Source organism: Nocardia sp. FBN12 (assembly GCF_054031145.1).
The window spans coordinates 4,021,031-4,039,911 of record NZ_CM132926.1 but is presented as its reverse complement, the minus strand read 5'-3'; the positions used below and the strand labels follow the sequence as shown (position 1 = coordinate 4,039,911).

11 protein-coding genes and 1 pseudogene are annotated in these 18,881 nt (G+C 61.5%); 3 read left to right on the top strand and 9 right to left on the bottom strand.

From position 1 onward, the window contains the following. Positions 1–435: 435 nt before the first annotated feature. The 3 genes from ACWZHB_RS19230 to ACWZHB_RS19220 all read right to left on the bottom strand — a co-directional run bounded on the left by ACWZHB_RS19230 (position 436) and on the right by ACWZHB_RS19220 (position 7,910). Positions 436–2,085, bottom strand: a complete 1,650-nt coding sequence (locus ACWZHB_RS19230) for an AAA family ATPase (RefSeq protein WP_427903247.1) — start codon at positions 2,083–2,085, stop codon at positions 436–438. 1,031 nt (positions 2,086–3,116) lie between these two features. Further along, positions 3,117–4,493 carry a DUF4365 domain-containing protein gene (locus ACWZHB_RS19225; protein ID WP_427903246.1) on the bottom strand — a complete coding sequence of 459 codons (1,377 nt, stop codon included), beginning with the start codon at positions 4,491–4,493 and terminating at the stop codon, positions 3,117–3,119. A 540-nt stretch (positions 4,494–5,033) separates the two neighbouring features. Continuing rightward, positions 5,034–7,910: a dsDNA nuclease domain-containing protein gene (locus tag ACWZHB_RS19220; RefSeq protein ID WP_427903245.1), complete on the bottom strand. Its 2,877-nt coding sequence runs from the start codon at positions 7,908–7,910 to the stop codon at positions 5,034–5,036. Positions 7,911–8,432: 522 nt separating this feature from the next. Between ACWZHB_RS19220 and ACWZHB_RS19215 the strand changes: the two genes are divergently transcribed. Together ACWZHB_RS19215 and ACWZHB_RS19210 are read left to right on the top strand one after the other, a co-directional pair. Further along, complete coding sequence (locus ACWZHB_RS19215) at positions 8,433–9,029, top strand: hypothetical protein (RefSeq protein WP_427903244.1); 597 nt, start codon at positions 8,433–8,435, stop codon at positions 9,027–9,029. A gap of 170 nt (positions 9,030–9,199) precedes the next feature. Then, on the top strand, positions 9,200–9,706 hold the full coding sequence (locus ACWZHB_RS19210) for a hypothetical protein (protein ID WP_427903243.1): 507 nt from the start codon (positions 9,200–9,202) through the stop codon (positions 9,704–9,706). 357 nt (positions 9,707–10,063) lie between these two features. Here the strand turns inward: ACWZHB_RS19210 and ACWZHB_RS19205 are convergent. Next, positions 10,064–10,237, bottom strand: a pseudogene (locus tag ACWZHB_RS19205) (transcriptional regulator); the annotation flags it as partial. Between the two features lie 566 nt (positions 10,238–10,803). Here ACWZHB_RS19205 and ACWZHB_RS19200 point away from each other — a divergent pair. After that, positions 10,804–11,460 (top strand): hypothetical protein, encoded by a 657-nt coding sequence (locus tag ACWZHB_RS19200; protein WP_427903242.1) that lies wholly within the window; start codon positions 10,804–10,806, stop codon positions 11,458–11,460. A 166-nt stretch (positions 11,461–11,626) separates the two neighbouring features. Here ACWZHB_RS19200 and ACWZHB_RS19195 read toward each other — a convergent pair whose 3' ends face one another. The 5 genes from ACWZHB_RS19195 to ACWZHB_RS19175 form a co-directional block, all read right to left on the bottom strand. Then, entirely contained in the window at positions 11,627–12,808 is a 1,182-nt protein-coding gene (locus ACWZHB_RS19195; RefSeq protein ID WP_427903241.1) for a DUF3558 family protein, read from the bottom strand. Between the two features lie 216 nt (positions 12,809–13,024). After that, a complete protein-coding gene (locus ACWZHB_RS19190; RefSeq protein ID WP_427903240.1) occupies positions 13,025–13,840 on the bottom strand; it encodes a class I SAM-dependent methyltransferase in 816 nt (271 codons plus the stop codon). A gap of 467 nt (positions 13,841–14,307) precedes the next feature. Beyond that, a complete protein-coding gene (locus ACWZHB_RS19185; RefSeq protein ID WP_427903239.1) occupies positions 14,308–16,071 on the bottom strand; it encodes a hypothetical protein in 1,764 nt (587 codons plus the stop codon). A 146-nt stretch (positions 16,072–16,217) separates the two neighbouring features. Further along, positions 16,218–17,054 carry a phospholipase D-like domain-containing protein gene (locus ACWZHB_RS19180; RefSeq protein WP_427903238.1) on the bottom strand — a complete coding sequence of 279 codons (837 nt, stop codon included), beginning with the start codon at positions 17,052–17,054 and terminating at the stop codon, positions 16,218–16,220. Further along, the gene (locus tag ACWZHB_RS19175) at positions 17,051–18,868 is read right to left on the bottom strand and encodes a hypothetical protein (protein ID WP_427903237.1); all 1,818 of its coding nucleotides are present in this window, start codon (positions 18,866–18,868) and stop codon (positions 17,051–17,053) included. The genes ACWZHB_RS19180 and ACWZHB_RS19175 overlap by 4 nt, the downstream gene beginning before the upstream one ends. Positions 18,869–18,881 lie beyond the last annotated feature (13 nt).

The window sequence follows — 18,881 nt, the reverse complement described above, 5'->3', positions numbered from 1 at the left end:
TGCCATGAAGGCGTTGGATCGGGCGGCGGGTTCATCTTTGGGCCGGGGTCAAGCAATCGCGTGCTGTGCTTGGACTGTGCGTACCTCGAGTGTGGTCGATCCCGTGGCCTGATCGCGCAGTCACCCGGCGTGCCGTTGGAGTGATGGTGTCGGTCGGACGCCAACTAGCCCGCCGCCGTGCGTGCCCTGCGCGCGCCGCGGCGCGGCCGGCAAGTGGGTCGCCATCGCGGCATACGGCACGACACCGTCGCGAGCCAACCTGCCGTCGATCCTCAGCTCATCGGCAGCCGCGTCGATGTTGGGCCGTTGTGGAGGAAGCGCGGCAAAAAGCAAGTGACAGTTCACCTCCGCGGCAGCTGTCACTCACGCAGCTCTGACCCATTCACGGTCAGCGACCGACCTCCTTCAGGTCGAGCACCCCTGCCTAGGTCCGCGTCAAACACCGTGCAGTGAACCGCATTTGCACACGACCGCACCCTTCCGATACCGCAAGGAAGTGTTACACACCTGACAGACCACCAGTTCATATACGTCTCGCACGGCAACCCCGAAATCTCTCGCTTCAGCATCGGTGAAGCCTTCTGCCCAGGACGTAGAATGAGCACCCACCAGGTTGCGCATATACTGGACCTTTTCCAGCTTCTCAAGGGCCGAATTAATTGAACTGTACGCAGCACATCGCTCTCTGATCCCCGGGGTTAGGTCTCCAAGAGTATATTTGTCGCTATCATTTCGATTAACTTTGCACTTCAATGATACGCTTAGTGATTCAAACATCTCCTCTAGAAGTCGTGTCGCGATTGTCGGGACTCGATTGAAATCGCCTTCCTTCAAGGATTTGCCGAGATCGACGTAGCTCGAATTGTACCCGCTTGATACACAGACCGACCCATCGGCGGTGGTCCATACACGCCGCCGTACATGTGGGAAGTTGTACTCTTTTGCGATGTCGGAAAAGCGCTCATACCAAGCTCGATCATGGAAAGTCATGATCAGCTGCCAGTCCGACAGCTCGCTAAACATGAACTCGGCAACCCGGTCGCGAAGCGAGTCGTCCACGCTTTGAAATACATCATCCAGCAATAGAACACGTGACTGACCTCGATTCGCCCCGTCTCGTATAAGCGCGACGATGGCAAGGAGAGACACCAGATCCAAATTTGCTTCGCTCAGGACTGAATACGCGGGCACTGCTCGACCATTTAGCAAGATTGCAGATAACGCCACATGTCCACTGTCGGGCACCTGTGATAGCTCAATCCTAGAGATAATCTTCCTGGTACTAAAGTGCGCAATTTCATGGAATGCGGAATTGAGACGGTCTGACGCGGCCGTCAAGACCTCGATGACAGCTGAGCGTCGGCGTTTTACGGCTGCCCGGGCCAGTTCATTCACGATCCGCTCGTGATCGTCTGCGTATCCCTGCAACTGGTTGCCCAGCTCGGTCAAACGTTGGATCCCGTCCCCATACCGCTTGGCGCGCCCACGGTAAACTTGCTTGGAAGTTATTCTCTTGGCCGTTCGAAAAATTTGCACCTCATCAGGCTGTAAGCCCGGCATTTCCTGGGGTCGAATTTTCAGGAGTTGTGCTAATTCCGAATTCACCTCCGAGAATTTCTGTCTCGAATCAGCCTTCGATGCCAGCAATTCCTTTTCCCTCTGGCTGAGTTCACCATTGGATAGGAAGCGTGTATCCACGATTGTATGTAGCAGTTTCCCACGTTGCTCATCATTGCTTCGGCCGAATGCCAGCAAATGATCTCGTTTGATCAATATGGAAACCAACTCGAACTCTGGAAACGGAACCTTGATGCCCGAAGTTGCGGTGCGACCATCTTCCAGAAGTACGGAAGCCCTGGTTTCGTCACCGTCACGAGCCAATTTACTCCGGGGGTCGATCCGAACAGTTCGACCAATTTGAATATGTCGAGGTTCGCGCCCCGACAGTCCGTATGCAACCGCCTCAAGCAGGCTCGACTTTCCGGAACCGTTGTCCCCAAAAAGGAGCGCAGATGTTGCTATGCCGATTTCATCCGTAAATGTGAGAACGCTATGCTCGATACCGCGGAAGTAGTCGACTGACACGGACCGGATCCATGCGTTTTGGACGCTTCTAGCAACCAACGGTAGCCATTCCTTTCTACTCTTGAACGGCTCAGATACCTGAAACCTAAGCGCTTGTAAGAAGATTCATGCCACCCTACCTAGTCCACCAGCACCGCGTGGATGAGATGAGCTGACAACAGGCAGACCGGCCTGACCCCGACGGATGACTTGTGCTCGTCGTCGCCGAGGGGTGGCATGCTCCGTGGCGTTCGGTCTGTAGGTGGCATTGCGGATTGGGGCGCAGTGGGGACTGTCGGCAAGGAGCGAGGGATTGCGACCCTCGCCTGTGTTCAGCGATCCGGAGAGGGCCGTCGACGCTGCTCTGGAAGTCTCTTCGCCGCGGACCCATGTGGTGACCCACGGCGCTGCAGCACTTTGACTTCTCTTGCAACGCGGACTGGAGCCGGTTGGCGGCGTCCGTTCGGCGAAGCGTGTGAGGAGTGTGTAACCGATGTCTCAACCCGAGGAGTGATACCACCTTCACACTCCTCATGGCCGTAGCTGGGACAACCCCTGAGTGGTGCCGGACATCACCCGTGCCCGCAAACCCCTACTCAGAAGCTGGTGCTGGTGACCCTACTTGGAGACCGGGCCGTTCGAGACACCCCGATCGGGTGGATTCAGCCGGTTCAGTCGACGCGGCGATAGGCGATTGCGCTGTGCGTTCTGCGAGCTTGCCCATGTGAACAGGACGCCGTTGCGGACGAGCGCGAACAGTTCGGATGCGTTGATCTTGCGCCAGTGACCTGGGCGGCCCTGATCAGCTTGTAGGCCATAGCTATCCGGCTGCGCAGGCGCCGGTGCTTTGGTGGGCCTAATGCGCGAACGGACGGTGGTGAAGGTCGATCTGATCGGGGTTGGTGGTGCACAGTTGCATCCGTTGTTCGGCCAGACTCTTACCCACATCAGGCGAGCCGCTGTTTTCGCGCGGGCGGGAGCGCATCGAGATGAGGTCATCGTGCGCAGACAAGCCATCCCAGGACCAGTCAAGCCAGTCTGCCGGCTGCGCATCACCGCGGCTCGGTGGACGCCTTCCGGACGAAGTATTCCTCCGGCCAGAAGGTGTCTCCCAACGTCAGCTGATCGAACAGAACGCAGACGGTTCCCGGGTTGTCCTCGGAATCCCAGACAGCCGATACATTCCGGCCCCGTTCGTTCCCATAGCGGCTCAGCCAGTAGATTCTGTCTCCCGGCCTGAGCCGGAATGCGCTGACCAACTGCCGGCCCGACGTCATGCGAGTACTCGGTTGTCCGACTCGCGCATCGAAACCGTATTCTCCGGTCGGCCGGGGGCATCGCCAGGCGATCCGGAACTGCTCGTCGATCGGCAGGACAGGTAGACCCACGTGAACTTCTTTGACCAGGTAGAAGGTGACGAGTCGGCGCGCCCTATCTGACATTTCGCGGCAAGGTTTCGAGAGCGCCTCGGCATATGCGTCAGCATCCGACTCCAACTCCGTGGCGATGGCAGCCAGATCGTGGTCGGTCGCGATCTCGGTGCGGAGTACCTGGATTGACCGGGGCAAAGAATCGGGTTCGACCCGAAGACGGTGTTCAATTCGCCTGGCAACGTAGTTGTCACGTGCGTCGATGTTGGTGCGAAGCTGCGGTACGTCAACGGTGGGTTTGCGAGCCCACTGAGCGGCATCGAAACAGGCCGCTAACCACTGTGCCTCAGCTTTACTCAGTATCTTGTCCACCAGTACGGACATGCCGGGAAGAAGCCCTGGTCTGCCGTTGGGATAGAAGTGCTCGGGGCCGATGTGCTCCGGATACCAGTCGAAGTCGCTGTGGAGCAAAGTCGCGAATCCTTCACCTTGGCGCTGCCAAAAGATCAAATCCTCGCCGTACACGTTCACGTGGTGCTGCACGATGTCCGATGGACCGAACTCGACGCCCGCCATCTCACCCAACTGGGCTTGGATGATCTGGTTGCCCCGATAGCGGCTCAGGTAGGCTCTGACCTCGGCGACGAAGTCAGCGACGGATTCGTCATCCAACTCCTGCTCCGAGTTGATGGTGATCGTCTTGGGCACCTCACCTTCGCGCCGTGCCGACAGCAGTTGCTTGGTGGCGTTGGCCCAATAGAGACGGTCGGTGTCCGGGTCATGAACAACGCAGAGGACCGGGATGTTGCCATCGGCCCAAGTGCCACCGTGGTCACCGATCGGCACGGCATACCCGTCGGCCCTGCGCCACGAACGGCCGCCCTTGACCTGGATCTTGACCAGGTCGCCGGTGACCTCACCGTCCTCGGTCAACGTGACGTGTTGGTCCTCGCCGAAGTCGTTTTGGCCGTCGATCTCCTGAACGATGTGATTGTGTCGCTCCAGCAGCGCCCGCAGTGCGTTGACCGCCGCACGACTGGTTTTGCGAGCATCAGGCACCTTCGGCAATGGAACCTCCGGATCGTAGTGCGCGGTGACGAGAGATTGGTCCGCGAAAGTCCGCCTCTTGCCTCGTCTAACCCGCGTCAGCCTTTCTCGGCATTCAGCAATTCACGAGATAAGCTGTGGTACATAGACATTCGCTCGTAGGCTACTGATCGCTTAAATCGTCAACCAGCGTACGCCCTCTCGGTGCGGGCGGCCCGCTCGCGCAGGTGTCCCGCTTCCCCTGCTGACGGCCACTGCTTTGCTGAGACTCGACTTGAGGAGTGTGTAACGGATCTCAACCCCAGCGAGCGGGGCCGCCTCTGCGCTCTCAAGGTCTGTAGCAGCTCGCGCGATCAGCGGCAGATGCGTGCGTTCACTCCTTGGTATGCGCCTATGCAGCCGAGCTAAGGGCACTTCGTGTCTATAGTTTGCGCACGAGCGCCGGAGGAGCGCGCACTGATTCGCACGAATGACGTTGCAGTTCAAGAAGAGTCGCCGACGTCGTGCCACACTCTGGAGTTCGCGACCTGGATACCCGCCGAAAATCCACAGTCAGATGTCGTCCTCGTCTAGATCCTTCACCAAGTGCAGTTGGCGGGGGTCGCCCCACTGGGCGAGGAGGTAGGCGTCGTCCTGACACGATTCGGGGTCCTCGTAGCGCCAGTCCTCGATCAATCTGTTCAAATACTCTGCGGCGATGTGGCGATCGATTTTCGAGTACAGCTTGATAGCCGTGAATCGCGAGTAGTACCAGGGGCTATCCTCGGCGAGCATGCTCAGTGCTGCTTCGGCCCGTTCGTCGGAGTTTTCGAACAGGATTTCCGCAGCTCTTACCCGCACTAGCTCGTCGAGGTCCTCGTCGTCGAGCACGAGTTGCATCAAGGCGTCCGCGCCGCGGCGAGTATCGAACTCCATCAGCGTTCTGGCAGCCTGGAGCCGAACACTGAAATCCGGTGTGTGCGGATCTTCGTTGAAACTGTGATCCAGGGTTGGTTCTTTTCCGAGTGATTCCAGCGCGGCAAGTCCAGGGTCCTCGTCGAGCTCGGCGAGTATCGTTGCCGCCCAGACCCGCGTTGTCGGATCTTCATCGACCTCGGCGACTGCAGTCATCGAGCGGATCGCTTGATCGATGACAGGTTGCCAACTTTCGGGTTCGAGGGATCCGAAGCGGTTGATCATCGCAACGAGCAGACAGCAATGCAGGCTTTCTCGCGTAACTCTGTCGTACAGCTTCCGCTGGGCGATGTCGCGTAGTACCGATCGGTCGGCTTCTATCAGGAAGCTGATGTACGACGCCGTTTCCAGCGGCGCCCCCCAGGGATTGGATCCCCTGTTGCGAATCCATGGGTGGAGGGTCCTGTCCAGTTCCTGCTCGTATGCCTGTGGGGTACGCATAGCCCATCGTGCAGCGCAGTATTCCTGCACAGTCTTGTGTGCGAACTCGAGCCGGTCGCCTTCGCGGACGAGGAGACCGCATCTGGTCAGTGCAGACACAATGAAGTCCGTCCACACCTTGCGAGTGACGCCGGGTGGTCGTTCGCCTGCCGGGCTGCACGAAATCAGCGTGATCCATGCCTCGATACTGTGGTCGGGGAGGTATTCGGGCTTTGCGGGGCGGATGTATATCAGTGGATCGACCGGTCGCGATTCGTCTGCAGCGGCCATTTGTCCGATGAGATCGAGCAGTTCGCTCAGAAGCGATTCGGCATGCTCGGCCACTGCCGGGCCGAATCGCTGCGTCAGCGACTTGCTCTGCGTGCGAAATCCGGATGGCCCTCGACGATGCATTCGCTCGTGCAGGAGATCCGCGAAGCTCGAGTAGAGTGCATTTCTGCTGTCGGGTATCACACCGCCCGGATTCAGCGAATAGACTTGGCACAGAAGGGCGGTCATCAGTGGTGTTCGCGCCAGCCTGGACATTCCAACAGAGCTCAGCGCTGCAATGAATGCCTCCGTCGAGGTGTCGGGCCGAGGGATTCCGAGTTGGCGAAACCATCCCTGGACAGCGCTGCGAAGATCGTCGGCAGAGAACTGATCGAGTCGATATTCGGGAACGACGCCCAAGAGCTTGCGCTCGGCATCGGATATCGGTCGTCCGGCCACGACGAAGGAGTGAACGGCACGTGGACGATCAGCGCAGTGCGCGATCCATTCGAGGACTTCCCTGCGGAGTTCAGGGTCGGTGATCTCGTCCATTCCGTCGATGAGGACGAGCCATGTGGTGCCGGGTCGTGGCGCTGTTCGGAAAAACTCCTCACCGAGTGTGCGCTCGAGTCCGAGCAGCGACAGGGATTCGTTTGCCGCCGCGGCGAGAGCGGCGCCGAGGGGCCGAGACGGAGTCAGCGCCGCGGCGTTGATAGTCAGAGCCAGCGGCTGCGTTTCGATACCTGTTAGCCACTGCGTTGCTGAGCGTGCCTGAATCGTGCGCAGGAGGCTGGTCTTACCCCCACCCGGTCCAGCGGTCAGCATGCACAGCGCGTCCTGCCCGAGCCAGGTATCGGGAAGCGTGTCACTGCTCGCGGCGATCGAGATCCTTTGCGGGACTCGAACGTCCGACAGTCTAGTAGGGCGGCTCGCCTCCGGCAGCCCATAAGGATGCTGACGGTCCGCGCGCCGACTGGCTTGGAGAAAATCCAAGAGCTCGGGACGCTGCAACCGGAGGGCTATGGTGGCAAGTGTTTGCTGGGTCAGCCGTTTTCGAAGGATCACCTCGGCAGGGTCTGGCTGGGTGACGAACAGTTGCCACTGCGGGCACAGCTGCTCCAACATGGCCGAGCGCACCAGGTCGAACAAGGTCTGATGAACGTGTCGTATCTCGGCGACGGTCAGATGCTCTGACAGTGCCGCCAGCGCATCTCGATTGTCTCGCTCGAGCTCACCACGCAGCGGGAGCTCGTCGATGTGGACACGGGAAAGAAAGTTGCTCAGCTCGCCCGGATCGACGTCGAGATCCTCGAGTTTCGACCCGAGCCCCGCGCGAATCCTGGATTCTCGCTTGCCGCCGCTGCGTGCTATGTCACGAAACGAAGGTTCCCCGGCAGCGAGTTTCCCTTCGATCGCCACAGTCAGACGATAGTTAAGGGCCGAGCCTTTCGAAATAGCCTGTCGGAGAACGCGATCCGTTCGAAGGAGGCTGCGCAGGGCCTTGGAGTCACCGATCTGCAGGAGCGTCCAGGGCTTGTCGCGCTCACGCGATTTGACCTGCTGAAAATCCCACAAAGTCGTGTCGCCGCCATGGGGTGTGCCCACGGTGCGGGCCACCACGACGTCTTCGATGTGTTCGCACGTCACATTGGCTACGGGGTAGCCACCCAACATTTCTATGGCATACCGCACGGCCACGTGCGCCTGAAAAGCAAACCGCTTCTCTGTCTCGGTGCCCGTGTTGTCCGGCGCTGGAATGTGGCGAGGATCCTGCCCGACGTCCACCCGACCTCCCCTGTCCTTGGTGGCTAGTTCGGCGAGTGCCGAGTGTGATGCCACGCCACATGACCACGCAGCCAGCGTAACTGCGCATTGGCGCGGCACGCCACCATCGTCGATGTGGCGTCCACGAGCATCTTCGGGATTCCTCGACACCGTGAAACCCTGCGTCATCGGGCAGCGTGTCCGCTGCTTTCAAGGCATCCGGCCGACACACCTTCATGGCTGACCTGTTCCAACGTGTACCGAGGCCCGACAGGGGGAACGTCAATCTGGGGGCATCCGTTGCGCCGGACTCCGTGTCCCGGGTCCGCGAACGGGTGGTGGCGGTTCCGCCACTGCCTTACCGATCAAGCACGATCCGCGCTATCGCCGCCCGGTACTGCAGCAGGCGAAGCTGGCCATGCCGGAACTGACTGTCTACTAACAGATTTCGAAATCACTACTGTCATACAGACCGTCACGATACCCCTGTTTTACTACCCGAATCACGCATACTCTTCATGGAGAGCCGGGGGAGGGTATCCAGTGATCAGTGTTCTCATCGCAGCCGTAGGCATCTTCGGCACGGCAATCGGGGCCGCGCTGACTGCGGCCATAGCCGCGAAGTCAGACGGACGACGTCAAGCGGCGTTGGAACGCCAGCACGCTCGGGAGCAACAGACGCACGCAGACAGGCAACTACGCGAGTTGCGGTCCGAGCACCTGCGATGGCGTCGGGAACGACGCCAAACCGCATACCTCGATCTACTCGAGGCTCTGAGCAGCGCAGATCGGGCCAACCAGCGATACTTCCGGGCTCTACGATCCGAGCCAGAACCAGTTGCCGTCGACGAAGCACGATTGGCTGAGATTCGCGAACTGTTCAAGGGCGCCGAAAAGGCGCACTACAAGGTCATTCTGGAAGGGCCTCATAGCGTCGCCCAGGCCGCACATGCGCTCCTCAAGGAACTCGGGGACTTGGTCTGTGCCGTGGAAGAATTCGTACAAGCGCGTGCAACTGCAGGCGATGTCGTTGAATTCCGCCGCAAGGTCGACACCGCCGGTACGAACTTCCTGTCCTCTCATCGCGCCTTCCTCGAAGCTGCCCGCGTTGCACTCGACGAGATCCTGGACGCGGCCTGACAGCCCAGCTGTCAGGCCAAGAATCCGAGGAGGATGACATGTCAGGAACGGGTAGACGGGCTCGTTGGGGCGCGGCGTGCGCGCTGTGTTCGGTCCAGGTAGTAGATGAGAAGGGGTTGTTGGTAGGCAGTCCAGGCGAGTGGGCAGTGTTGTGTGGGCGATGCGAAGACATGGGCCGCCGTTCCGGGCACAACTACCACCAGATCGATGTTCCGCTGCCGACGGTCCGGATCGACAAACCACCGAGCAACGCACACCAGCGGATTTGGTTGCGCCTCTACGGCATCCGCGATCACTGCCGTTCCTGTAATGACGAGGTCACCTTCGCCGCTGGGGTCTTTCCAGTCACACCAGCTCGCAGCTTCAATCTGCTCGTCCTGTCCACGACCGACTCAGCATGCAGGCTGGTCAAGCACCTCCTCGAACGCGCTCGGGTGGCATCTGAACTCGTCGACGCTCTTACTCCGAAGCGGATCCCGTCCCTCGATGGTGAGATCCTGGCGGTCCGCTGCCCGCAATGCGACGCCCCGCCTCTCGGCGACAGCAACTTGCTGATGCGAGAAATCGTGGCGACGCGGGGCGAGCTTGGTCTGGTGTCGGTCGCATCCGCAGATTGCTCTGTCGTCAAATGGCATCGCGCGCTGTATTCACCGGAGCGCGCACTGGCTCGGTTGTAACGCGATGCCTGCGCCTGAGGCACAACAGCGGCAGTTGCCCGTTGTGTGCCGGTCCCGATCGGAGGGCAATCCCGCAGGGTGGCAGTCCGATTCGATCACACGATGGGTGAGGAAGCTATAGTCCGCTTCTGGCTGTTCGAGGGCTTGCTTCGGTGGCACATGCGCCACCCACCCAGTCTCCGGGGGTGAGATCTGTCCGCGCTGGACTGGTTGTCCAGGGTCCGCGGACCGGCGGTAGCTGTTCCGCAACTGCCTAGCCGATCAACGGCGATCCCCGCTCTCGTTGCGCCGAATCATGGGACGGGGGTAGCGGAGAGACAACATTGCGCCTCCGTCTCGGTACGCGGGCATTTGTGGAGTGTGTAACCGACATCTCACCCCGGCCAGCATCGCAACTTCTTCCCTGCGGAGGCCAGGTGTTCGCCGTCGCCCCGCCACCGGCAGCCCCACGTCGCCCGGCCCGATCCGCTCCCGCCGCGATCGCAGGAAGTCACGCAGCTCTTCGCGCCGCCGAGCAGATGCCGCACTCATCATGCAAACAAGGTAACAACGGCGGATTCGGGTGTCGCTCGGTTCGTTCAACGATCCTGCTTCGGGCTAATCCATCCGACGTCCATCGAGACGGCACGTTTCCATGCGAAGTATGTTGTTGCGCTTGACAATTCGATGGCTCCCGATGAGTATCGCTCACCCCTGCTATGTCAGGTCGTCGAAATTACTCTCGTTGTCCCAGCCGCCCGGCAGCGACATGGTCCGACGACTTTCGCAACGCCCTTTGGAATTGCGTTACAGGACAGCAGTATCAGTCGGCGACCGTTGCTGCGATACTCGCGCTTGCGCCGAGTACATTGCAACGCCGCCTTGCCGAGCACGGCACGACTTGACATGCGGAGCGCGATCTCGCGCGAGCCGAAACCGCACTGCGCCTGCTCAATGAACTGCACTGGCCACACAGTCCGTGGCCGGTCGGATCGGTTGTCGCGATGCCCGCGGTTTGCGGCACAACGGTGGCAATGACTCTCACCCAACACTATTCGCGACGATGGCGCTCGTTCGCTGCGGCACCTTCGGAAGCTGAACATCGGTACGGTGCGTGGATGAAGCAAGAGCCGTCCGGATGCGAACTCTATCTGAAGCGCACCGCCACTGAGCGGCGCTGGGACGATCGGGTCAGGGCGCGCAGCAATTCCCGGATTGTCGACCGCTCGACTGCGGCGTTTCGCGAGGCCTACTACGTCGAGGACTCCCGGCGTCGGCAGCGGGCACGGGAGGAATTCGATGCGCGGAGTTGGGAATTCGTGATCGATCCGGCGATCGACGAGTGGGCCCGAGCCTGGGTCGTCGGAATACCAGCGGCGTTGCAGCTACGCCGGTCGACGTTTCCGGACTGGGCCGATCTGCTCGGCTTCCGCAACCCCAACTTCTCGATCGAAGCGACACTGGATACGCTGATCAACCGTGCAGTGGCCGGCGATATGATGCACTTTCCCGGCCCGGGCGTTGTCGCTACAGCATTCTCCAGTCGTCATCGGTACACCGAACTCACCGACGGAGTGGGCTACGGCTTCTATCCAGAGGACACCGAAGAACTGATCGTCCACGGCTCGGCCGCAGTGCGATACGAGGACTTCGACAGCAGGCCCGAATACGGTCCAGGTGCCGTCGTTGCGGCGATTCGGATGGTGCTGGATACCTTCCAGCAGGCTCGACCTGGTCATATGCAGCCTGGGATACATTGGCAGCCCACTGATTGAGCCCTTATTCACGTCGTGTTCGCAGGTCGATGCGTTGTCCGAGTAGCGTGCCCGCAATAGTGAAAACCCTTGCCGCGCTCGCTCTCGCGATTGTTCGTGGGCCTGGGCTTGTCGTGCAGGGTGATCTTGTCCGAGGGTGAGCACGATGGTTTCGCCCGGAGGTCGGTCACGTGGTCGGCGGCATGGCTCCCGCCACCGCGGTCGTCACCCGGATCAGCTCGTCGCACAGCTCGGTTTGGGATCGATCCTCGGTCAACGAGGCCTCGAAGGTGAGCGTTTGGCCGCCTGCATCAGGAAGATTCGCTTCTTGGGACACCTCGAACGCCAGGACGCACCAGCTGTCGGAATCGGCCCAGTTCACCTGTACCGCGTGGCGATCGCCGATGGTCACCGGCTTTGGACGCACATAGTTGGAGCTCTGATAGACCGACCATTCGAACGGTGCATCCTGGTGGAACACCCGGAGTCGATACCATCCGCCGCCCCACATGCACATCGCACTGCCGGCCTGTTTATCGCCGCGGAATTGCGACCTCACATCGAGTCCTGCGACGGTCAGGATGTCCTCCGGGATCTCACAGGGATCCCACACCCCACCGGAAGCCTTCGTGGGTGTGGTCGTGGGTGTACTGGTGCTGCTGGTCAATGAGGGCTGGGTGAGAATTGCTGTCGGGAGTGCTGACGGAGCTTGTCGGGCAAGAGCTTTCGCGATCGCTCGAGTACCGTTGTGCAAATCTGCTCGCAGTTCCGGCGAGTCGATGACGGGGAATGTCTCGGGGCGTCCGGACCAGTCCTTGCCCCACGTCTCGACAGTCACGATCAGATTGTTGATGGCGAATTTCACGCTGACCCGCGGCGGATCGCCCCTATTCTCCTTGACCCAGGTGATCGCGTTCTCGCCGATGCCGGCGACGGGTGTAGTTCGCGGGGGGTTGGGGAGAGTCGATCCGGGGACGTAGTCCACCAAGTTCTTTGGGGTCTCGTTTGCACTGATGGGATACAGGGACAGGAAGTATGAGATCGAAACGTTTCGCCACATCGGCGTCCGGTGCACCTTTGTGGGTTCACGCAGAACCGAGCCACCGAACTTCATCGCACAGGTCAGATGCTGACTGGTGTCCGTGACTCGACGGTTGGTGTCCTGCGATTCTGCGACGGAACTGTACGCCTCGCCTGCGAACGCCTTGATTTCCTGTTCGGCGGGTTGCAACGTTTCGGAGCAGCGCGCGGGTAGCTCGGAGAATCCCGCTTTGTACTGCACCATGGCGCCCTGCGAACAACCGGCCACGCCGACCACCAGGAGCAGGGCGAGCGATGCGGACACCGAGCGACCATGACGAATACCCATGAGTGAAGACCCTCCCCGAACGGCCGCCCGCTGTGCGCCGAGGTGTTCGAGTGTGTCCGGAGGGCCAGAGCCTGTCAAACCTGTCGCGAGTCCCAAACTCGTCATCGGCATGTCAGTGAGTCGTCGGCCTCGAGATGATCTCTGCCCGTTGATCTTCCGCAGGCCCGCACTGGCCGCTCCGGACCGCGCGGGTCGCGGCACGAGCGGATGACCCGCTCACAACCCGGGTATGTCGACTCGGCGGGCCCAAGCACGGACCGTGGGCGGAGCGTAGAGCCACCGCTGTTCGTCTTCCAGTTCGGCCTGCGCAGCGGCAATCACCTCGGGCCGGACACCGAGTCCGACCAGAGTGTCGTGCGCCTGTGCCCAGGTCATGTTCCACATGCGCGCCGTCGGCGAGCCTCCGCGAAACATCGGGATATCCGCTTCGGCATGAACATCTACGAGCCCAAGTGCCTCCAACTGCGTCGGCAGGTTCCGGGCCCAGGATTGACTCGCACCCGCGTTTTCGGTCGAGCGCGCGAAGGCGCGCCAGACTTCGCCGAATGCACCCGGCATTTCATCGAGTACACCGAGCCCATCGCCCTCTTCGGACACGAGCACGCCGCCCGGTGCCAGCGCTCGCGCCAATCGCTGCACAACGAGGTCCCGATCGGCAATATGCAGCAGGACGAATCGGGTGTGGACGAAATCGAATACCCCTTCAGGGATGTCGTCGACGACAAGGTCGAGCTGGGCGACTTCGCCACCGCGGTCGGGTAGGTCGCTGAGGTGGCGGGGATCGGCATCGACGGCGAGCACTCGCCCACCGGGCAACACGGCACTACACAGCCACCGTGCGAAGGATCCGCCGCCTGCTCCGGCTTCCAGGCACCGCCATCCCGCACGCGCACCCAGCCGTCGCGCGAGCGCGATACTTGCTGAGTCGTATGCCGCACCGAGCAGAGCAAGGCGTTCGTCGGCGAAATTCCAACCGTTCGGCAGCGTGTAGTACGAGCCGTCGGGCGAGGAGATTGATGAAGACCAGCTCATGTCCAGACGCTAGGCCGGTCTCGTGAGCCGAGGGCCGGTTTAGCGACCTTGCTCGGTGCGAAGTGATCGAATCCACACCGCCAGAACAGCTTCGAAGGAGAGCTTCAAATCTTGCGCTCATCGGCATTACAGGATGCTCAGACGGGCTCGGTGATAGCGATGCATGCGCAGACCGATCTGCGGACGGCAGAGGTGACGTTGTCTTCTCCTCTCGTGCTCGGGCTTCGAGGAGTGTGTAACCGGCATCTCACCCCAGCCAGATATGCGACCTCTCTGCCGCGAACCCCGGACACTCGGCGCTGCCGTCGGCGGGCATCCCGAACTCGTCCGGACGCGTCAGTTCGCGACGTGTCCGCTGTAGCATGCCGAGTCGATTGTCGGAATCCATGATTCGAATGATGGCGTCACCGCTGTCGAGTGCCTGACTTGAGGTCGGAGTCAGCACATGCAGCGTCCGTCCGACTCGTCTACATCGTGGACTTGCCTCTTGTCACAAACGGGTCTTTGGCAACGACGTGCTGTAGCCTCTCGCGCCATGGCCCTTTAAGTCTACCGATCTGCAAAGCGATCATCCCCATCGCGCGGCAGAAGTCATCCTCCTCTGCTCGTCTCTGCGAATCGATGGGGGTGAACTGTTCTATAGGGCGATCGGTGGCGATCACGAGGTCGAGTATCAGGTCGAGATTGCAGGCGCGACGGTGCACCTTTGCGTGGTCGACATCGTTCTCGGCGTGGACTACTTGGAAGCCGATCGCTGTGAACCCTGCAGCCTGGAGTGCGCTGAATAGCGCCACCCATGCTGCTGGGTCGCGATTGGCGTAGGAAAGAACGAGGTGGCCGTCCGGCTTCAAGGCCCTTCGCATTTCGAGGAAGGCTTCGGTGAGGGTGGCTTCGTAGGCGTCTGTGTCAACGGCATCTGTGGATACGACTGCCTCGCCATCGACACGTGAGGTGTCCAAGCCGGCCCACGCGCGGAAGATTTCAGACAGTTCTCCGTACTTCACGTCGTCGTGGTATGGCGGATCTGTGCACACCAGGTCGAATGAGTTGCTCGGGGCGAGGAGCCTTGTACTCGACCCGACGACGACTCGGACATCAACGGTGCGGGACCCACGTGAACGCCGCTGTTGAGCGGGTAGCGGCCCGGCCACCGAGGGAGTACGCCCGAGGCGTTCGGCATACCAGTTGCCTGCTTTTGCGAGATGGGCCAATCGGCGCCCGACGGTGCCTCGACCCGACTGTGGAGCACCCCATACATTCGGTTCGGCGGAAAGGGTTGTGACGTTGTAGCGATGATTGGCCATTGCCTCGTAGGCCTTGAGATAGCGGGCGTCCCATCGGGACAGGTAACCGGCCATTTCGACCGAACCGAGTACTGCCGCATGGAGCGTGGACGCGATAGCTTTGTCTCCTGAGGCGGCGGCTTCGACCGTGTCGACGAGTGCGTTGATTACCGCATGCTGTCGGCGTGGCATGACTTGGTGCCAATGTGTCATGCCGTAGCGACGGAGCACGTTGGTTTCAGTGCCCTGCAGGATCTCGGGGAGGCAGGGTTGGTGGGGCCACGACGTGTCTGCGGCGAGCATGAGTTCGTGGTCGCTCGGAGGTCCGAATTCGCGACAGCCGGGAGCGGTGCGCTCGACAAGAATCGGCACCCAGCGTATTTGTCCAGCCTCCCAGATTCGGCCAGAGTAGCCGCATTGGCAGCGGAACTTCCGGCCTTGGGTGTAGCGGGCATCCGGTTGGATGGTCCGTTTGCAGGTTCGACACTGGGTTCGCCGATCTGCGGCGCCGAACTGGAGGTGACCGGACGGGCATGCGAGCCAGCCCGCTCTTCCGCCCTGGTCGACCCGTTCGGTGAGACTGACAATTGCTGAGGGAAAGAGCCGTACGGGATCGCAGCACTTCGGGCAGGCGACCACTGCGACCCTGAGGGTGTGCGCCACTGTCGCTGGTGTGCCGTCCTCGAACGACGTGGAGTATGCGGTTTCGAGTAGGGGCGCCACTGCGGTGTGGAGTCGATGGGCCGCAGGTTCGAGTCGCTCCGCCTGTGGGAGCGAAAGCATCGTGGTGAGGTTTTGGGCGGCCCACAGGTTGATGTCTTGGGCATAGACGCGGTGACCGCGCAGCAGCGCGGCCAAGGCGATGACGCCACCGCCGGTGAACGGATCTGCAACGACGAGTCGGCCTGGTTGGTCGACGTTGGCGGCGTCTATGAGTGCTCCAGTCACGGCCTCGGTGCGCCGTGCCCACCACCGGTAAGTGGTCAGGGGTGGTAGTACGTTCTGCCGGGATCGGGCTTCGGCGCGGGCCCTGGTGTTAACGTCGGCCACGTCAAGGTGGCGGAGCACGCTTCGCCGCGCATCAGGGGTAGCCATCATCCGTTTTTACTCTGCCGGATGTCATCTGTTGTCCGGGTGATCTTTCGCGCGGGTGGCGTTGCCGTGAAATGGTCGGCCGCTTCGAGGTCGCCGAGGAACTGGACGAACCGCTCCGATTGGCCTGTGGTCAACTCGACGCCTGCCTCGATGTGGCCGCGGAGTCCCCATGAGGTGAGATTCGCGGTGCCGAGATAGCCGATGCGGCGGTCGGCGATCACGAATTTGGCGTGCAGCATGGCAGGGGCGGGGCCGGTGAACCAGCGCACGGTAACCGGGCCGGTATGGGCGAGCCGATTGAGGTGGCGGCACAGCGTTGCGTGGTGATGCTCCTCTGCAGGGTTGTTCGCGTAGATGACCGTGGCGATGGCGCGGACCTTCAGCGCCGGCAGTAGCACCTCATCGAGGCGCTCGAAGCCGGCGTGGTTCCAGAAGGCGCCCCCCATGTGCAGTGTGCTGGTCGCACGGCGGATCACGTCGAGTACCAGACTGTCGAGATGTTCGGCATCGCCTATCGACACGGCTTCCCCTGGCGCGGAAAGTACCAGCCGCTGCTCATTGGGTGGCTTGGAGTCGGGCAGCGTACTGGCCGCCAGCACCTCGCAGACGATCACCAGCTCGGCAGCCCGGTGCGGCACTGGGCAGCCATCGTCGGCGACCACTGCGGTGCGGACCAGTTCTTGGCGCACGGTGTAGCCGATGTCGCCGGTGTCTCTCGGAAGAGCCTGTGCTCCGCTGGTGAGTATCCGCGCTGCGAGATGAGCGGCACCTGCGCGAGTGCCCACCATACTGGCCAGCAGTTCGGCGAGGGGAACAAGGTCGACGATCCCGGTCATCGTGTCGCAGCTCGCTGTCTCGTCCACAACCAGAAGCGGCGTAGTAGCTTGCGATCGAGATCGGCGTTCCACACTCTGCATCCGTACGACATATACAGGCAACGATCGCAGGCAGCATGGGGTCGTAAGGTCGAGGTCTGCGAGCACAACGGATCGTTGTCGCAGTGGTCGATCGTATCCACGGCTCGCTCGAGCCATGGTCCGATTCGGCGGCGTTGCACGGTGTCGAATGCTCCGAGGGTGAAGTCGGCATACGACACCACGTAGATGGCCGAGGTCAGTGCATTGGGTACGATCCACTCGGCGAGGCTCGATTCGCCGAAGCCGGCTTGGCCGTCATCCAGCGCGCGGAGAAGGGCGTGCGAGGCGGAGTGCACGAGGCGGCGGACAACGCGGGCGCTGCCGTTCGCATCATCACGATCGGCCAGGATCTCGGCAATTTTCAGCTTCGCATCTCGCAGCGTGGCCGGTGTAGTGCCTGCCCACAGGCCAGCGTGCTGCAGGAAACCGAGGATCGCCTGGGCGTCGAATGTGATCAGCAATGCTTCTGTGTTCGCTGGGACAGCGAAGATCGGCGTCTTGTTGTTGTACCGATGGGTCACGGCGTAGGTCCGTAGATGTGCCTGACCAGGCTCTCGGCGTGCTCGGCTGTATCCATAGCTGGCTGTCACGATCGGGAACCTCTGTGTGACGGAGATGTCGTCGATGCCGAGCCCGGCGATGGCCTTGGAAACAGCGGACGTGGTCGCACGCGCCGCCGCTCCGGAGGAGCTCGCCACGACTTCGGCGAAGCTGCGGCGGTCGGTGATGACATTGCGGTCGAACAGCCCCGCGCGTTCGACCATCGGCCTTTCAGCGGCCATCGTTATTACGTCGGTGTCGACGCCGGCCATGATCGCGGGCGGTCCGAGCGCGGCTGGTGCCTGCCGCTGTCGGACGGTATCGATGGTGAGCGCGTCGATGCCACTTTTCCGTAGGGTGGCTTCAGTCTCGGCCCACTTCTCGGCCGTCATGCGTGGGCCGGCGGCGGGTTGGTTCAGCTCGGTGAGCGACGCGGCCAGGCTCTCTTCGTCTCCAAGCCAGGAGGCCAGCGCGACAACGCCGCGGTCGTTGTTGCGCTGAAGGTTGTCGTAGGTCTGATTCGAGGAGATGTTGAGGATGGTGAGGCCGTGGGGATACCAGACGCGCTGATCGCGCGCGGTGTAGCCCTGACGGTAGGGCGTGTTTCCGTCGGAGTATCGGCCGCAGTCGCAGGGGGTGAAGCGGGTGCTTCGTGCGCTGCCGCAGGTGCGGCATCGCCACGACGATGCCCGGAATGACCCGAGATCCTCGAGGTACAAATTCGCTGCGCTGTCGCAGGCCGAGCAGCTCGGTGTGTAGAGGGGCTCCATGGCTCCGCAGTTGTGGGCAGTAAGGTATCGGAGCTGTCGCATCTTCGAGGAGCAGTGCTGACAGCGGAGCCGCCCGGTCTGTTTGGTGTCGGTAACGAGTTGGTCCTGGTGCCACCAGCGCCGAACACGACCGCAGGTGGAGTTCACGCACTCGAAGGTGAGTGGGAAGACGTCCCAGACCACCTCCTCGGGCCTGATGAACACGAACTCGTCGCGGTTGGTCCGGGGGTTCGGTAGACCTATCTGGTCGCGATGCCAGCGGTTGATTTCGTTCGCCAGCTCGTCCAGCAGCACTGTCTGGTTGATTTCACCGCTGACGCGGCGGCCGTCGATGCGTTGGACACGCGCGTAGAAGCCGTCGTCGTGGGCGAAAATTGCACCGGGGAGGTAGCGGTATAGAACCTGAGTGGTCGAGCGCTTCAACGGTGGACCCTCC

Bases quoted from the DNA above. Each gene is read 5' to 3' on its own strand.
- ACWZHB_RS19190 (WP_427903240.1), bottom strand. From the start codon at position 13,840: ATGAGCTGGTCTTCATCAATCTCCTCGCCCGACGGCTCGTACTACACG.
- ACWZHB_RS19195 (WP_427903241.1), bottom strand. From the start codon at position 12,808: ATGGGTATTCGTCATGGTCGCTCGGTGTCCGCATCGCTCGCCCTGCTC.
- ACWZHB_RS19180 (WP_427903238.1), bottom strand. From the start codon at position 17,054: ATGACCGGGATCGTCGACCTTGTTCCCCTCGCCGAACTGCTGGCCAGT.
- ACWZHB_RS19200 (WP_427903242.1), top strand. From the start codon at position 10,804: ATGAAGCAAGAGCCGTCCGGATGCGAACTCTATCTGAAGCGCACCGCC.
- ACWZHB_RS19210 (WP_427903243.1), top strand. From the start codon at position 9,200: ATGGGCCGCCGTTCCGGGCACAACTACCACCAGATCGATGTTCCGCTG.